Source organism: Streptomyces sp. NPDC048211, from assembly GCF_043202315.1.
Classification (GTDB): Bacteria; Actinomycetota; Actinomycetes; order Streptomycetales; family Streptomycetaceae; genus Streptomyces.
Genome location: NZ_JBIDAD010000004.1, coordinates 226,840 through 242,794 on the forward strand (window position 1 = coordinate 226,840; position 15,955 = coordinate 242,794).

12 protein-coding genes are annotated in these 15,955 nt (G+C 70.8%); 7 read left to right on the forward strand and 5 right to left on the reverse strand.

Translation table 11 applies throughout. From position 1 onward, the window contains the following. Positions 1 to 228 precede the first annotated feature (228 nt). Together ACGFZA_RS17325 and ACGFZA_RS17330 are read left to right on the forward strand one after the other, a co-directional pair. Positions 229 to 1,611, forward strand: a complete 1,383-nt coding sequence (locus tag ACGFZA_RS17325) for a glycine--tRNA ligase (RefSeq protein WP_385270473.1) — start codon at positions 229 to 231, stop codon at positions 1,609 to 1,611. 92 nt (positions 1,612 to 1,703) lie between these two features. Then, positions 1,704 to 1,910: a hypothetical protein gene (locus ACGFZA_RS17330; protein WP_326736100.1), complete on the forward strand. Its 207-nt coding sequence runs from the start codon at positions 1,704 to 1,706 to the stop codon at positions 1,908 to 1,910. Between the two features lie 39 nt (positions 1,911 to 1,949). Here the strand turns inward: ACGFZA_RS17330 and ACGFZA_RS17335 are convergent, their stop codons facing one another. Continuing rightward, positions 1,950 to 2,537, reverse strand: a complete 588-nt coding sequence (locus ACGFZA_RS17335; RefSeq protein WP_393679950.1) for a TetR/AcrR family transcriptional regulator — start codon at positions 2,535 to 2,537, stop codon at positions 1,950 to 1,952. A gap of 84 nt (positions 2,538 to 2,621) precedes the next feature. Beyond that, positions 2,622 to 3,635 (reverse strand): aldo/keto reductase, encoded by a 1,014-nt coding sequence (locus ACGFZA_RS17340; RefSeq protein WP_393679952.1) that lies wholly within the window; start codon positions 3,633 to 3,635, stop codon positions 2,622 to 2,624. A gap of 432 nt (positions 3,636 to 4,067) precedes the next feature. On the opposite strand from ACGFZA_RS17340, the gene ACGFZA_RS17345 reads away from it, so the two are divergent. Continuing rightward, positions 4,068 to 4,301, forward strand: a complete 234-nt coding sequence (locus ACGFZA_RS17345) for a DUF6243 family protein (RefSeq protein ID WP_385270463.1) — start codon at positions 4,068 to 4,070, stop codon at positions 4,299 to 4,301. A 383-nt stretch (positions 4,302 to 4,684) separates the two neighbouring features. Here ACGFZA_RS17345 and ACGFZA_RS17350 read toward each other — a convergent pair whose 3' ends face one another. Then, positions 4,685 to 6,154 (reverse strand): MFS transporter, encoded by a 1,470-nt coding sequence (locus ACGFZA_RS17350; protein ID WP_385270460.1) that lies wholly within the window; start codon positions 6,152 to 6,154, stop codon positions 4,685 to 4,687. 101 nt (positions 6,155 to 6,255) lie between these two features. Between ACGFZA_RS17350 and ACGFZA_RS17355 the strand changes: the two genes are divergently transcribed. After that, on the forward strand, positions 6,256 to 7,170 hold the full coding sequence (locus ACGFZA_RS17355; RefSeq protein ID WP_393679955.1) for a helix-turn-helix domain-containing protein: 915 nt from the start codon (positions 6,256 to 6,258) through the stop codon (positions 7,168 to 7,170). Here ACGFZA_RS17355 and ACGFZA_RS17360 read toward each other — a convergent pair. Beyond that, complete coding sequence (locus ACGFZA_RS17360; protein WP_385270454.1) at positions 7,143 to 8,639, reverse strand: MFS transporter; 1,497 nt, start codon at positions 8,637 to 8,639, stop codon at positions 7,143 to 7,145. The two genes, ACGFZA_RS17355 and ACGFZA_RS17360, sit on opposite strands and share 28 nt — an antisense overlap. A 15-nt stretch (positions 8,640 to 8,654) precedes the next feature. Continuing rightward, positions 8,655 to 9,632, reverse strand: coding sequence for a class A beta-lactamase (gene bla, locus ACGFZA_RS17365; protein ID WP_393679957.1), 978 nt, complete (start codon positions 9,630 to 9,632; stop codon positions 8,655 to 8,657). A gap of 335 nt (positions 9,633 to 9,967) precedes the next feature. Here bla and dusB point away from each other — a divergent pair, with 335 nt between their 5' ends. From dusB to ACGFZA_RS17380, 3 genes are all read left to right on the forward strand, one after another. After that, on the forward strand, positions 9,968 to 11,116 hold the full coding sequence (dusB, locus tag ACGFZA_RS17370; RefSeq protein ID WP_393679959.1) for a tRNA dihydrouridine synthase DusB: 1,149 nt from the start codon (positions 9,968 to 9,970) through the stop codon (positions 11,114 to 11,116). Between the two features lie 548 nt (positions 11,117 to 11,664). After that, positions 11,665 to 14,376: a pyruvate, phosphate dikinase gene (ppdK, locus tag ACGFZA_RS17375; RefSeq protein WP_385270445.1), complete on the forward strand. Its 2,712-nt coding sequence runs from the start codon at positions 11,665 to 11,667 to the stop codon at positions 14,374 to 14,376. Positions 14,377 to 14,903: 527 nt separating this feature from the next. Then, positions 14,904 to 15,923 carry an ArsR/SmtB family transcription factor gene (locus ACGFZA_RS17380; protein ID WP_393679962.1) on the forward strand — a complete coding sequence of 340 codons (1,020 nt, stop codon included), beginning with the start codon at positions 14,904 to 14,906 and terminating at the stop codon, positions 15,921 to 15,923. Positions 15,924 to 15,955 lie beyond the last annotated feature (32 nt).

Consider the following 15,955-nt stretch of genomic DNA (forward strand, 5'->3'; position numbering starts at 1 on the left):
GTCATTTTCAACAAAAGTGGAAACGATTGTCAACAAGGCCGATGAGATGCCCTCGGGGCGGACCCGCCGACAGGCCGCTCGGCGGACTGGTCCGATACCGATTTGATCGAAGGGGCGTGCCCGCCGGTAATCTGAGGGATCCGCGTACCCGTCTCCCGACCACCACCCCCCACCGAGGCGCTTCGCGTCACCCCTGTCCAATTTCGTCGTCGTAATGAAGAGAGCACCGTGGCCGCCGACAAGATCGACTCCATCGTCAGCCTGAGCAAGCGCCGTGGCTTCGTTTACCCCTGCAGTGAGATCTACGGCGGCCAGCGGGCCGCCTGGGACTACGGGCCGCTGGGTGTCGAGCTCAAGGAGAACCTCAAGCGCCAGTGGTGGCGCTACATGGTCACCTCGCGCGAGGACGTGGTCGGACTCGACTCGTCGGTCATCCTGGCCCCCGAGGTGTGGGTTGCCTCCGGTCACGTCGCCACGTTCTCCGACCCGCTGACCGAGTGCACCTCCTGTCACAAGCGCTACCGCGCGGACCACCTGGAGGAGGCGTACGAGGAGAAGCACGGCAAGCCGCCGGTCAACGGCCTCGCCGACCTCAACTGCCCCAACTGCGGCAACAAGGGCACCTTCACCGAGCCCAAGCAGTTCTCCGGCCTGCTCTCCACGCACCTCGGCCCGACCCAGGACTCCGGCTCGGTCGCCTACCTGCGCCCCGAGACCGCCCAGGGCATCTTCACCAACTTCGGCCAGGTGCAGCAGACTTCCCGCAAGAAGCCGCCGTTCGGCATCGCGCAGATGGGCAAGTCCTTCCGGAACGAGATCACTCCGGGCAACTTCATCTTCCGCACGCGCGAGTTCGAGCAGATGGAGATGGAGTTCTTCGTCAAGCCGGGCGAGGACGAGCAGTGGCAGGAGTACTGGATGCAGCAGCGCTGGAACTGGTACACCGGCCTGGGCATGCGCGAGGAGAACATGCGGTGGTTCGAGCACCCCGCGGAGAAGCTCTCCCACTACTCCAAGCGCACCGCTGACATCGAGTACCGCTTCCGCTTCGGCGGCAGCGAGTGGGGCGAGCTGGAGGGCGTCGCCAACCGTACGGACTACGACCTCAAGGCGCACTCCAAGGCGTCCGGCACCGACCTGCAGTTCTACGACCAGGAGGCCGGCGAGCGCTGGACCCCCTACGTCATCGAGCCCGCAGCCGGTGTCGGCCGCGCGATGCTGGCGTTCCTCCTGGACGCCTACATCGAGGACGAGGCGCCCAACGCCAAGGGCGTCATGGAGAAGCGCACCGTGATGCGCCTCGACCCGCGCCTGGCGCCGGTCAAGGTCGCGGTGCTGCCGCTGTCCCGCAACCCGCAGCTCTCGCCGAAGGCCAAGGGCCTCGCGGCCGACCTGCGGCAGAACTGGAACATCGAGTTCGACGACGCGGGCGCCATCGGCCGCCGCTACCGTCGCCAGGACGAGATCGGCACGCCGTTCTGCGTCACCGTCGACTTCGACACCCTCGACGACAACGCGGTGACCGTGCGCGAGCGCGACACCATGAAGCAGGAGCGCGTCTCCCTGGACCAGATCCAGGCGTACCTCGGCGCCCGCCTGCTCGGCTGCTGACCGACAGCGTCCCTGGCACGAAGCCCCCGGTTCCTCCCTACGGAACCGGGGGCTTCGTGCACACTGGGCACACTCGCCCTCAGGAGGCTCGGATGCCGTCCATGACCACGAGCAAGGTCAGCAGATGGGACCAGCACGGTCGTGAACACGTCGTTCACGTGCGGAAGTCGGGAGTGCAGCGGCGACTGAGCTGCGACACCTGCGACTGGAGCAAGGCGGTGCAGTTCCTGCCCTGGCTCAAGGCCGAGGAGCACCTCGCCGAGGCCCACCAGGCGACGGTCGACCCGACGGCGACGTAGCGGCGGGGGCCGGAAGGCCGCAGGGCGCGACCGATCGCCTCAGGCGCGCAGGCCGCGCAGCAGGAGGTCCGAGACGGCCGTGAACTCCGCGGCGATGGCGGGCTTCTGCCACTCCGCGGCGTACGCCGGGTCGTGGAAGCGCGCCGTCGCGTCGAAGACGGCCTGGGCGGCCGCCGCGGGGTCCTCCGCGGCGAACTGCCCTTCGTCCACCCCGGCTGCGATGATCTCCCGGAGCTGGGTGACCAGTTCGCGGACGTGCTCCTCCACTACGGTGCTCTCGCCCATCAGCACCTCGTACGTGGCGAAGAGCTCGGGATCGTCGCCCGCCTTGTGTCGCTTGGCCTCGAACAGGGTCTCCAGCCACTTCCGCAGTTTCGCCGGAGCGGGCTGGGCGGGGGCGTGCAGGATCTCGGTGAGTGCCCGTTCCGTACGCGTCAGCCAGCGTCCCGTGACGGCCTCGCGCAGGGCCGCCTTCGTGCGGAAGTGACGGTAGACGCTGCCGTGGCTGACGCCGAGCGCACGGGCCACGTCGACCACCGTCGCCTTCGCGGGCCCGTAGCGACGCAGCACGTCCTCGGTGGCTTCGAGGATGCGCTCGGGAGTCAGCGGGTCGGACGGCGGCGTCATGGTGGTGTGCTGCCTTTCGGGGCTTCGGGCCGGCAGGGCCGGGAAGGGGGCGGCGGGCCGCGCCCCGCTGACCGTACCCGGCGGTCAGCGCTCGCTGTCCAGGTGGGCCATCTGGTTGTCCGGGTACCGGGCACCCGCGGCCGCGCCGGCCGGTACGGCCTGTTCGATCGCGGCGAGATCGGAGGCGTCGAGCCGCACGTTCAAGGAGCCGAGCGCCTCGGTGAGCCGGTCGCGACGGCGGGCGCCCACGAGCGGCACGATGTCCGTGCCCTGCGCCAGGACCCAGGCGATCGCCGTCTGCGCGACCGTGACCCCCTTCTGCTCGGCGATCTTGCGCAGTGCGTCGACCAGGTCGAGGTTGTGCTGGAGGTTCTCCTCCTGGAATCGCGGGCTCATGGACCGGAAGTCACCGGCGGGGAGCTCGCGGTCGCGGGTGAAGTGGCCGCTGATCAGCCCCCGGGAGAGCACCCCGTAGGCCGTGATGCCGATGCCCAGCTCGCGGCAGACGGGCAGGATCTCCGCCTCGATGGAGCGGGAGATCAGTGAGTACTCGATCTGCAGATCGGAGATCGGGGCTACGGACGCGGCCCTGCGGATCGTGTCCGCGCCGACTTCGGAGAGCCCGATGTGGCGGACATGGCCGGCCCCGACGAGCTCCGCGATGGCGCCGACGGTCTCCTCGATGGGGACGTCGGGGTCGACGCGGGCGATCCGGTAGACGTCGATGTGGTCCGTGCCCAGCCGCTGCAGCGAGTACGCCGCGAAGTTCTTAACAGCTGCCGGTCGGCCGTCGTACCCGGTGAAGCCGCCTTCCACGGTGCGCAGGGCGCCGAACTTCACGCTGGTCAGCGCCTGTTCGCGGGCTGCGGCGGGGGCGGTGCGCAGGGCCTCGTTGATCAGCAGCTCGTTGTGCCCCATGCCGTAGAAGTCGCCGGTGTCCAGGAGCGTGATGCCGGCGTCGAGTGCGGCGTGGATGGTGGCGATCGACTCGGTGCGGTCGGTCTCGCCGTACAGCGCGGACATGCCCATGCAGCCGAGGCCGAGCGCGGACACCCGCGGGCCGGTGGAACCGAGGGGGCGGGTGGGGAGGGCGGTCATGAGGAACTCCCGGTGCGTGGACGTGGCGGAACGAGGCGGGCGACGTCACGGACACGGTGGGACACCGCGCCATGCCGTACTCCGACTGTGACATGTGGGGTAACAGATTTCAATATCTGTCAGTCCATGTTCCCTCGGACGGGTGCGGCCCATGAGTGGCCCTCGCGGCCCTCGCGGGGGCTCGGGGCAGAAGAGGGGCAGGCGGGCGGGTAGACGGGGGGAGGCGGGCGAGAGGAGGCGCGGAGCGGGTGTGGAGCGGGGCCGGGGGCGGAAAATCCGGTGCTGGGGCCGCGTGGGGCGGGGTACCTTTGCGGCATGTATTCGTTCTTCCAGATCTACGAGTGAGAGCGCGGCGGGTCCGACCACCCGCCGCCCACCGGACCGATCCAGAGTCTTCTCAGACCTCACTTTCACCACGAATGGGAGAACCCCGTGGCCAAGAGCCGTAACAACCTTCTCGGTGTCGGCGGACAGCGCAAGAAGCTGTCCCGCGCCGAGCAGCAGGGTGCCGGCCCCGAGCGCGACGCCAACCGCAAGACGGCTGCCGAGCAGAAGGCGGAACTGCTGCGCAAGATGCGTGAGCGCGCTGCCGGGACCGAGCCGTCGGACGCCGCCGTCGCCGCTGAGCAGGACGCGCCGGAGCAGGACGCGCCCGCCGCGAGCTGACGCCACCTCGCGGAGAGCTGTTCGCACGACGCGCGCGAAGAGCGCCCACGCGCACAACCCGTGCCACCCGCGCGAGCGGCATCACCCGCACCACCCGCACAATTGGCACCACCGTGGGCCCGGAACACCTCAGGTGTTCGGGGCCCACACCCGTATCGGGACGCCTTGCCCGCACGTACGTCGCCGTGGCGCCTGGCCCGTCTCCGGCCCGTATCGGGACGCCTCGCCCTCACGCCGTCGGGGCAGCCCTCAGCCCTCTCCGCGGTGGCACCCAGCCCTCACCCCGCCGACCGACGCCCGCTCGTCAGCAAGTGACCGGCGGGGGCTCAGGGACCGGCGCCGCCCTCCCCGCCGGCGCGGGCTCAGAGCCCCGCGCCCCGCCCTCACTCCACCGTGCGCGGCAGCCGCAGGCTCAGCACGGTCGTCAGAGCGACCGCCGCCAGCTGGACCAGCAGCGTCACGACCAGCGCGTCCCGCATGCCCGAACCCGACGCCAGGGACAGGAACAGCGAACCGAGCGTCGCCACACCCAGTGCCATCGCCGCCTGCTGCGTCGTCGTCATGACACCGCCGCCCACGCCGGCCCGCTCCGGCGGTACGTCGGACAGGACGATGCGGAACAGGACGGGCAGTTGCAGGCCCTGGCCGAAGCCGGCGATCGCCATCCCCGGCATCAGTCCGAGCAGCCCCAGCCCCGACCAGTCGCGCCACACCGTGAGGGCGAGCACGACGACGCCGGCTGCCTGGATCAGTCCGCCGGCCGTCACCACCCGGCTGCCGTGGCGGCGCACCAGCCGCGGACCGGCCAGCGAGGCGGCGAAGAAGGCCACCGCCATCGGGGCGATCGACAGCCCCGACTCCGCCGGGCCCATCTCCAGGCCCTGCTGGAGTGCCACCGCGATGACGAACATGAAGCCGCCGAAGCCGATCGCGAACGGCGCCACCAGCGCCAGCCCGCGCCGCAGCGAGTCGAGCCGCAGGAGGCTCGGCGGGACCAGCGGGACGTGGCCGCGGCGGTCGGCCCGCCGCTCCACCCGGTAGAAGGCGACCGCCGCGAACGGGAACAGCGCCAGCGATACCCAGGTCCACAGCGGCCACCCCGCGGCCCGCCCCTCGGTGAGGGGGGCCAGCAGCGTCACCAGTGACACGGCGAGCAGCAGCGTGCCCGGTACGTCGATGGGCGCCGGCCGCTCCGAACGGGTTTCCGGCACCGCACGGGCTGCCAGGACCAGTCCGACGACGGCCACGGGGACATTGACCAGGAACACCGAGCGCCAGCCCGCGCTCTCGCCGAACACCGACGACAGCGGCGCCGCGGCGACCAGCACCCCGCCCAGGATCTGCCCCGCGACCATGGCCAGCCCGGCCGTGGCCCCGTACAGGCTCATCGCCCGTGCCCGCCGGTGCCCGGAGGTGGCCGCCTGGATGGTCGCGAGCACCTGCGGCAGCATCAGCGCCGCCGCGGCGCCCTGGGCCACCCGCGCCCCGACCAGCGTCCAGGCGTTCGGCGCGAGTCCGCAGGCCAGCGAGGTGAGGCCGAACGCGGCGATGCCCAGCAGGAAGAGCCGGCGCCGGCCGGCCGTGTCGCCGAGCCGGCCGCCGAGGACGAGCAGGACGGCGTAGGAGAGCCCGTAGCCCGCGACGACCAGTTCCAGCAGCGCGGGGCCCGCGGCCAGGTCGTGGTCGATGGTGGGCAGGGCGACGTTGACGATGAAGAAGTCGATCAGGGGGAGGGCCGCACCCAGCAGCACGGTGAACAGCCCCAGCGCGCCGAGCACCGGCGTGGGGTGGTCGCGCCGCACCACGGGCGGCGCGGTGGCGTATGTCTTCGGGCGTACAGAGGAATCACTCACGGAACCGACGATCGCTCTCCACGCAGCCTGGTACCAGAGTGTCTTTATCCTGGTACCGAAAGCACCTGCCACGGCCTCGGCCGGTCCCGCATGCTGGAGGTATGACGACGATGGCGACGGCAGCCCGGAGCAAGCCCGCGGTGGCGCCGAACGTGGCGGCCGTGTCCCCGGACGCCACCGGAGCAGAGGTCCGGCGGCACGAGCTCGCGGACTTCCTGCGCAGCCGCCGGGAGCGCATCACCCCCGAGCAGGTGGGGCTGGTCCGTGGCCGCCGCCGGCGCACCCCCGGGCTGCGCCGCGAGGAGGTCGCCCAGCTCTCCGCCGTCGGCGTCACCTGGTACACCTGGCTCGAACAGGCCCGTGACATCCAGGTCTCGCCCCAGGTCCTCGACGCGCTCGCCCGCGCCCTGCTGCTGGACCGCAGCGAGCGGACCCATCTCTTCTCGCTCGCGGGCGCCGTCGACCCGGCACCCGGTACGGAATGCCCGAGCATCACCCCGGCGCTGCGCACCATGCTGCGGCAGCTGGAGCCGATTCCCGCCTGCGTGCAGAACAGCCGGTACGACGTCCTGGCCCATAACCGCACCTACGGGCGGATGCTCTGCGACATGGACGCCGTCGCCCCCGAGGACCGCAACATCATGCTGCTGGCCTACCTGAACGAGGAGTGGCGTACCTCGGTCATCGACATCGCCGAGGTGGCCCGGCTGATGACCGCCAAGTTCCGGGCCGCGATGGCGGAGCACCTCGCCGAGCCGGCGTGGAAGGAACTGCTCAGGCGGCTGGAGACGGAGTCCCCGGAGTTCCGGGAGATCTGGGCGCGGCACGAGGTCGTCGGACCCGGCGGCCGGTCCAAGGTCTTCCGCAACGCGCATGTCGGCGTGCTCCGTCTGGAGACCAGCGATCTCTGGCTCGGCCCGGCGGCCGGACCCCGGCTGGTCACCTACGCGCCGCGCGACGAGGAGACCCGGGAACGGCTGGAGCGCCTTCAGGCCCTGGTGCTCGCCGAGGACTGACCCGCGGGAGCGCCGGACGGGACCGCGACCGCGGGGTCCTCCAGCCGTTCCGCGGTCCGGCGGGCGGTGCCCCGGGCCCAGCGCCCGCTGCTCAGCGTGCCGACCAGCAGGACGCACACCCCGCAGCCGGTGATGATCCACCAGGCGGCCCTGCTCGCGGTGACGAAGCCGTCCGCCGATCCGCTGCCGTACGAGGCACCGGCGCCGGTCACCCCCGCCGCGAGAACCGCGCCGATCACGGCGACGCCCAGCGTCTGGCCGATCTGGCGGCTGGTCGAGGCGACTGCCGCGGCGACCCCCGCCTGGGAACGCGGCATCCCGGCGACGGCGGTGTTGGTGATGGGCGCGTTCACCGCGCCGAAGCCCAGGCCGAACAGAACGTAGGCGGTGAACATCGACGCCGTGCCCGTCTCGGCGTCGAACGCCGCGAACATCAGCCCGCTCGCCGCGATCGCGACCCCCGCGACCAGCAGCGGGATGCGCGGCCCGCGACTGGCGACGAGCCGGCCCGAGAACGGCGACAGGACACAGACCACGGCCGCCATCGGCAGCATGTGGAGACCGGCGTCGAGTGCGCTCAGACCTCGCACGTCCTGGAGGTAGAGCGTGTTGACGAAGAGGAAGCCGCCGAGAGCGGCGAAGGCGCTGACCGCGATGACGGTGGCCCCGCTGAAGGGGACGCTGCGGAAGAACCGCAGGTCGATCAGCGGGTCGGTGCGCCGGGCCTCGTACATCAGCAGGCCGGCCAGTGAGGCCGCCGCGAGTACGGCGAAGAACAGGATCTCCGCCGAGGTCCACCCCTTCTGCGGCGCCTCGATGATCGCGTACGTCAGCGAACCCAGGAGCGTGATCACCAGGAGCTGGCCCACCGGATCAGGGCGGCGCGCCTTCGGGGCGCGGGACTCGGCGACGTACCGCCAGGTCAGCACGAGTGCGGCGAGACCGACCGGGAGGTTGATCCAGAAGATCGACCGCCAGCCGACCGAATCGACGAGGAGGCCGCCGACCACCGGTCCCGCGGCCAGGGAGACGCCGACGACAGCGCCCCAGACACCGATCGCACGGGCGCGCTCTCGGGGGTCGGTGAAGGTGTTGGTGATGATCGACATCGCCACCGGGTTGAGCATGGAGCCACCGACGGCCTGCACCATCCGGAACGCGATGAGCGCCTCCAGGCTGGGTGCCAGCGAGCAGAGCGCCGAGCCCAGGGTGAACAGGACGAGCCCGGCCATGAAGACCTTGCGTCTGCCGATCCGGTCGGCGGTGGAGCCCGCGAGCATCAGCAGGGAGGCGAGGACGAGGGTGTACGCGTCGATCGTCCACTGCATCCCCGCGACGCTCGCGTCCAGGTCATGGCGCATGGCGGGCAGGGCGACGTTGAGGACGGTGTTGTCGAGACTGACGATCAGGAGGCTGGTGCAGCAGATCGCCAGTACGAGCATCCGCCGCCGGTGGCTGAGCTCAGGCATGTATGGATAGTACGGCTAACTAACGACTTCCGCTGCCAGTACCTCGGCGACACCGGCCACCAGCGGATGGTCCCCGGCAGCGTCCGCGTCCCCGCCCGGCTTGGTCGTCAGCACCGCCAGCACCACCGGGACCCCGTCCGGCGTCCAGGCGATGCCGACGTCGTTGCAACTGGCGTACGAGCCGCCACCGGTCTTGTCCGCGACCGTCCACGACGGCGGCAGCCCGACCCGGAAACGGGTCCCGCTGGTCCGGCAGTTCAGCAGCCAGCCGGTCAGCCGCTCGCGGTCGTGGCTCTCCAGCGCGTTCCCGAGCACGAGGCGGGCGTAGGAGCGTGCGACGGCGGCCGGAGTGGTGGTGTCCGTGCGCCGCCAGGGTTCGGCCGAATTCAGCGTGGGCTCCCAGCGGTCGAGCCGGGTCACCCGGTCGCCGATCGAGCGGCTGAAGCGGGTGACGGCGCCGGGGCCGCCGAGCTCGCGCAGCAGCAGATTGGCCGCCGTGTTGTCGCTGTCGCAGATCGCCGCGTCACAGAGCTGGGCGATGGTCAGCCCGCTCGCGATGCATTCCGGGGTGTCGGTGATCGCGGAGTCGGAGACGCAGTCCTCCTTCGTGTAGCGCACGAGCCGGCCGAGTACCTCGCCGTCCCGGTCCAGATCCCTCAGCACCGCCGCGGCGGCGAGCGTCTTGAACGTGGAGAGCATGGGGAAGAGCTCGTCGGCCCGGTGGCGGACGGCGACGCCGGTGGCGACGTTGTACGCGAACGCGCCGACCCGGGCGCCGTGCACCCGCTCCAGCTCGCGCAGCCGGGCGGTCGCGGACCCGGGCCCGGTGATCCGCGCGGCGGCACGGGAGGGGCCCGCCGCGGCGACGAGCAGCGCACCGGCGGCCCCCGCCGTGCCGAGCGAGAGCAGGGTGCGGCGGGTCGGGGGTGCGGGGGCGGTCCCGGCGACAGGGGGTGTGGAGGCCGTCCGGCCTAAGGACCAGGTGGAGTTCATGATGTCCGTCTCCTTCGTCGGTGATCTCGTTACGGCCTCCTCACGCTACGGGTGAGGCCGGACCACGAGCGCATGTCTCCGCCACCCTGGCGAGCCGCCTTTCCGGCGAGCGGCCTCCTCGGTGAGCGGCCTCCTCGGGGAGCGGCCTCCCCGGCGAGCCGCCTCCCCGGTGAGCCGCCGTCCTGGCGAGCCGCCTCCCCGGCCCGTGGAGGGATCAGCGCGGCCTGCGGGCGGACCGGCGCGCCCGCGGAGGGGCCAGCGCCGTCCGCGGGCGGATCAGCGCGTGCCCGCGGACGGCCGGCCGAGCAGTTGCCGGCGTACGCGACAATGGGGGAATGACCACGCTCGCCCCCGCGCCCCCGCTGCTCCGTATCGGCCCGCACACCGTGCAGCCGCCGGTGGTCCTGGCCCCCATGGCCGGCATCACCAACGCACCCTTCCGCACCCTGTGCCGGGAGTTCTCGGGCGGCAAGGGGCTGTTCGTCAGCGAGATGATCACCACGCGGGCCCTGGTCGAGCGCAACGAGAAGACCATGCAGCTCATCCACTTCGACGCGAGCGAGACCCCCCGCTCGATCCAGCTGTACGGAGTGGACCCGGACACGGTCGGCAAGGCCGTCCGCATGATCGTCGACGAGGACCTCGCCGACCACATCGACCTGAACTTCGGCTGCCCGGTCCCCAAGGTCACCCGCAAGGGCGGCGGCTCGGCGCTCCCGTACAAGCGGCCGCTGCTGCGCGCCATCCTCAGGCAGGCCGTCTCGCAGGCCGGTGACCTGCCCGTCACCATCAAGATGCGCAAGGGCATCGACGACGACCACCTCACGTTCCTCGACGCCGGCCGGATCGCGGTGGAGGAAGGGGTCACGGCCGTCGCCCTGCACGGCCGCACGACGGCCCAGCACTACGGCGGCACCGCCGACTGGGACGCCATCGCCCGCCTCAAGGAACACGTCCCGGAGATCCCCGTCCTCGGCAACGGCGACATCTGGTGCGCCGACGACGCCCTGCGGATGATGCGCGAGACCGGCTGCGACGGCGTGGTCGTGGGACGCGGCTGCCTGGGCCGCCCCTGGCTCTTCGGCGACCTGGTGAGTGCGTTCGAGGGGACGGAGACCAGGCAGGCGCCCTCGCTGCGGACCGTCGCGGACGTGATGCTGCGGCACGCGACGCTGCTGGGGGAGTGGATCGGTGACGAGGCGCGGGGCGTCATCGACTTCCGCAAGCACGTGGCCTGGTACCTCAAGGGCTTCGCGGTCGGCTCCGAGATGCGCAAGAAGCTGGCGATCACCTCCTCGGTGGAGGAGCTCGGCTCGCAGCTCCAGGAGCTGGAGCTGGACCAGCCGTGGCCGGACGGCGCCGACGGTCCGCGCGGCCGCACCTCGGGCAACAACCGGGTGGTCCTCCCGGACGGCTGGCTGAAGGACCCGTACGACTGCGCGGGTGTCGGCGCGGACGCGGAGCTGGACACTTCGGGCGGCTGAGAAGCCCGCCCGAGGGGGCACCGGGTGCCCCCTCGCTATCGATGCTCATCTGAGCGCAATATGTCGCGAGAATCGGCCGGTCGGGCCGAGAACTGACGCTTGACGCGCCCGCGCGATGCGATGAGGTGCCGCTGTGTGATCACAAGGGCACCAGGAGCTATCTGGAAGGCGTCCGGATGGTGACATCTGAGCGGACCCTCCGGCGTGATTCTCGCCACCTTGAGACAGGTCTTGCTCGTTTGAGCGCGAATTGGCCGGGTGCACTTCTCAAATGATGGCACTGGGTGCCAGGTGGCTTCACTTTGATCGATCGACGCTTCCCTTACGCAAGGTCACGTCATCGCGCGGCCGCTCGGGCTCTCCGTAGCGATGCGTACAAGTCTTGAACGCAAACACTCATGCGGTTCACCCGGGGGGTCACTTTCGATCTGCTGGCGGACGGGTGGTTGAGGCCGCATGACGGGCAAGTGGACGTACCGCGGCACCTTCGATCTGGGTATGTTCCTCGCCGTCAGGGCAGCCACCGCGTCGTCGAGGAGTCGAGACTCGTGTCGGAAAACGAAGACCTTCAGAAGTTCGTCTACGACTTCACCGAGGGCAACAAGGAACTGAAGGACCTTCTCGGCGGGAAGGGTGCCAACCTCGCCGAGATGACCAACCTCGGGCTTCCCGTCCCTCCGGGCTTCACCATCACCACCGAGGCCTGCAAGGTCTACCTCGACAGCGGCGAGGAGCCGGCCGCGCTGCGCGACGAGGTGAGTGCGCACCTCGACGCCCTCGAGGCGCGGATGGGCAAGAAGCTCGGTCAGGCCGACGACCCGCTGCTGGTCTCGGTCCGCTCCGGTGCCAAGTTCTCGATGCCCGGCATGATGGACACGGTCCTCAACATCGGCCTTTCCGATGCCTCCGTCGTCGGCCTCGTCGCCCAGTCCGGCGACGAGCGCTTCGCGTGGGACTCCTACCGCCGCCTGATCCAGATGTTCGGCAAGACCGTCCTCGGCGTCGACGGGGACCTCTTCGAGGAGGCGCTGGAGGCCGCGAAGGAGGCCAAGGGCGTCACGGTCGACGTGGATCTCGACGCGGCCGACCTGAAGAAGCTGGTCAAGCAGTTCAAGAAGATCGTCACGCGGGACGCCGGACGCGACTTCCCGCAGGACCCGCGCGAGCAGATGGACCTGGCCATAAAGGCCGTCTTCGACTCGTGGAACACCGACCGGGCCAAGCTCTACCGCCGCCAGGAGCGCATCCCCGGCGACCTCGGCACCGCGGTCAACATCTGTTCCATGGTCTTCGGCAACCTCGGCCCCGACTCCGGTACGGGTGTCGCCTTCACCCGTGACCCCGCCAGCGGCCACCAGGGCGTGTACGGCGACTACCTGCAGAACGCGCAGGGCGAGGACGTCGTCGCGGGCATCCGCAACACCGTGCCGCTCGCCGAGCTGGAGTCCATCGACAAGAAGTCGTACGACCAGCTCATGCAGATCATGGAGACGCTGGAGACCCACTACAAGGACCTCTGCGACATCGAGTTCACCATCGAGCGCGGCCAGCTGTGGATGCTCCAGACCCGGGTCGGCAAGCGCACCGCCGGTGCGGCCTTCCGGATCGCCACCCAGCTCGTCGACCAGGGACTCATCGACGAGGCGGAGGCGCTCCAGCGCGTCAACGGCGCGCAGCTGGCGCAGCTGATGTTCCCGCGCTTCGACGACGACGCGAAGACGGAACGGCTGGGGCGCGGCATCGCCGCTTCGCCGGGAGCCGCGGTCGGCAAGGCCGTCTTCGACTCGTACACCGCGGTCAAGTGGTCCCGCTCCGGCGAGAAGGTCATCCTCATCCGCCGCGAGACCAACCCGGACGACCTCGACGGCATGATCGCCGCCGAGGGCATCCTGACCTCGCGCGGCGGCAAGACCTCGCACGCGGCCGTCGTCGCCCGCGGCATGGGCAAGACCTGTGTCTGTGGCGCCGAGGACCTGGAGGTCGACACCAAGCGCCGCCGGATGACGGTGGGCGGGCGGGTCATCGAGGAGGGCGACGTCGTCTCCATCGACGGCTCGACCGGCAAGGTGTACCTCGGTGAGGTACCCGTCGTACCGTCGCCGGTCGTCGAGTACTTCGAGGGCCGGATGCACGCGGGCGCCGACGACGCCGACGAACTGGTCGCCGCCGTGCACCGGATCATGGCGTACGCGGACCGGGTGCGCCGGCTGCGGGTGCGGGCCAACGCGGACAACGCCGAGGACGCCCTCCGTGCCCGCCGCTTCGGCGCCCAGGGCATCGGTCTCTGCCGTACCGAGCACATGTTCCTCGGCGAGCGCCGCGAGATGGTCGAGAAGCTGATCCTGGCCGACACCGACCAGGAGCGCGAGACGGCACTTGAGCAGCTGCTGCCGCTCCAGAAGGCCGACTTCATCGAGCTCTTCGAGGCGATGGACGGACTGCCCGTCACCGTACGGCTGCTGGACCCGCCGCTGCACGAGTTCCTGCCCGACATCACCGAGCTCTCGGTCCGCGTCGCGCTCGCCGAGTCCCGCAAGGACGCCAACGAGAACGACCTGCGGCTGCTGCAGGCCGTGCACAAGCTGCACGAGCAGAACCCGATGCTCGGTCTGCGCGGGGTCCGGCTCGGTCTGGTGATCCCCGGCCTGTTCGCCATGCAGGTCCGGGCGATCGCCGAGGCCGCCGCCGAGCGCAAGAACGCCAAGGGCGACCCGCGCGCCGAGATCATGATCCCGCTCGTCGGCACGGTCCAGGAGCTGGAGATCGTCCGCGAGGAGGCCGACCGGGTCATCGCCGAGGTCCAGGCCGCCACCGGCACGAACCTCAAGCTGAAGATCGGCACGATGATCGAGCTGCCGCGCGCCGCGCTGACCGCCGGTCAGATCGCCGAGGCGGCGGAGTTCTTCTCCTTCGGCACCAACGACCTGACCCAGACGGTGTGGGGCTTCTCCCGGGACGACGTGGAGGCCTCGTTCTTCACCGCGTACCTGGAGAAGGGCATCTTCGGGGTGTCGCCGTTCGAGACGATCGACAAGGACGGCGTGGGATCGCTGGTGCGCAGCGCGGTCGCGGCCGGCAAGGCCACCCGGCCCGACATGAAGCTCGGCGTCTGCGGTGAGCACGGCGGCGACCCGGAGTCGGTGCACTTCTTCCACGAGGTGGGCCTGGACTACGTCTCCTGCTCGCCCTTCCGTATCCCGGTGGCCCGGCTGGAGGCGGGCAGGGCGGCCGCCCAGTCGCGGGGCAGCGACAGCCGCTGAGGCGTCGGAATCACTGATTCCGCGGGCTGTCGCGGGACCGGACGACCCTCATCGGTCCGGTGACGGCCGCGGAATTCCCGGAGGCGGCGGCACCCTGTGCGGGGGTGCTGCCGCCTTGTCATATGCGCGAGCCCCGTTGCGGATGCCGCGCCGCCGTGGACCGCGTGCCCGAATGTGAGCGCTTTCTGCGGAGCGGATATTCATTGCTTCGTTTAATGCGCAAAGAGATGGGGCCGGAACGGACCGGGGTGCGGCCCATGGATCCCCACCCATGGGCCGCACCCGGCTTATCCCGTCGAGTACGGAGCCGCACCGTCGCCAACCGCCGCCGAACGAGCAAAACCCCCCACGGCCTTCACTCGCTCTTCCGGTGGCTTCGGAATCGCACCCGACGTCGTACAGCCTTTCGGGTGACGGTGGGTCGGGGCGAGACGTTTCACCTCTGGCCGAAACCCCGTGGTGACGTGTAGTTACCCTTCGCATACTCTTGCGCGGGGGCAATTGCAGGTGCAAGGGGTGGGGGTTCGGTGCTGCGTATCCATGTCTCCGGGTGGGACCTTTCCAAGGTGCGGATGGCCACCGGGCCGGACGCATTATGGGAGACCCTTCTCAGTTTTCACCGGCTGAGAGACCGGCGGGCTTCCACGGTGTTCGGGAGATGGCGCTCCGAAGCACGGCCGCGGTTGAATGGTGAAGTACGGCTGCTGTCCGCCGTGGTTCCACCGCACGGCTATTTCCCGGACTTCCTGACGCCTTCTCAGGAAGGCGTCGCCGAGCCCATGGACTTCGCCACCGGAATGGAGGCCCTGCGCGACACCCCGCCCGAGCGGCTGCGGGCCGAACTGGCGCTGCTGGGCTCCCAGGGAGCGGCCGGCGGCCGCGGTGCGGCCCGGCGGCCGGTGCGCCCCGTGGCGCTGGACACGTTGGGGGAGGGGCGCGCCGAGCCCCTGGGCCGGCTCATCGGGGCCCTGCGCGCCTACCACCGGGCCGCCGTCGAGCCGTACTGGCCGCGCATCCAGGCCCGCATCGAGGCGGACCGCGCGGTCCGCGGCCGTGCGCTCCTGGACGGCGGCGCCGACGAGTTGCTGGCCTCGCTCCCGCCGGTGATCCGCTGGCGGGCCCCCGTGCTGGAGGCGGACTACCCGGTCGACCGTGAACTGCACCTGGACGGCCGCGGCCTGCTGCTCCAGCCGTCCTTCTTCTGCCGCGGCACCCCGGTCGTCTACCGCGACCCGCTGCTGCCGCCGGTGCTCGTCTACCCGGTCACCCACGGCGCCGCCCCGGCCTTCGCCGAGCCGGGTCCCTGGCTCGGCCGGCTGCTCGGGAACACCCGGTCCACGGTCCTGAAGGTCATCGGCGACGGCTGCACCACCAGCGAGCTCGCCCGCCGGGCCGGGGTCTCCCTCGCCTCGGCGAGCCAGCACGCCAGCGTGCTGCGCGAGGCGGGCCTGGTCCACACCCTGCGCCACGGCAGCTCGGTCCTGCACACCCTCACCCCGCTGGGCGGCTCGCTGCTGAGGGGTGGCGCGCCGCTCGCCGTGTCCTGACCTCCCGGGCCTCCGGTGAGCAGGAGGTTTTC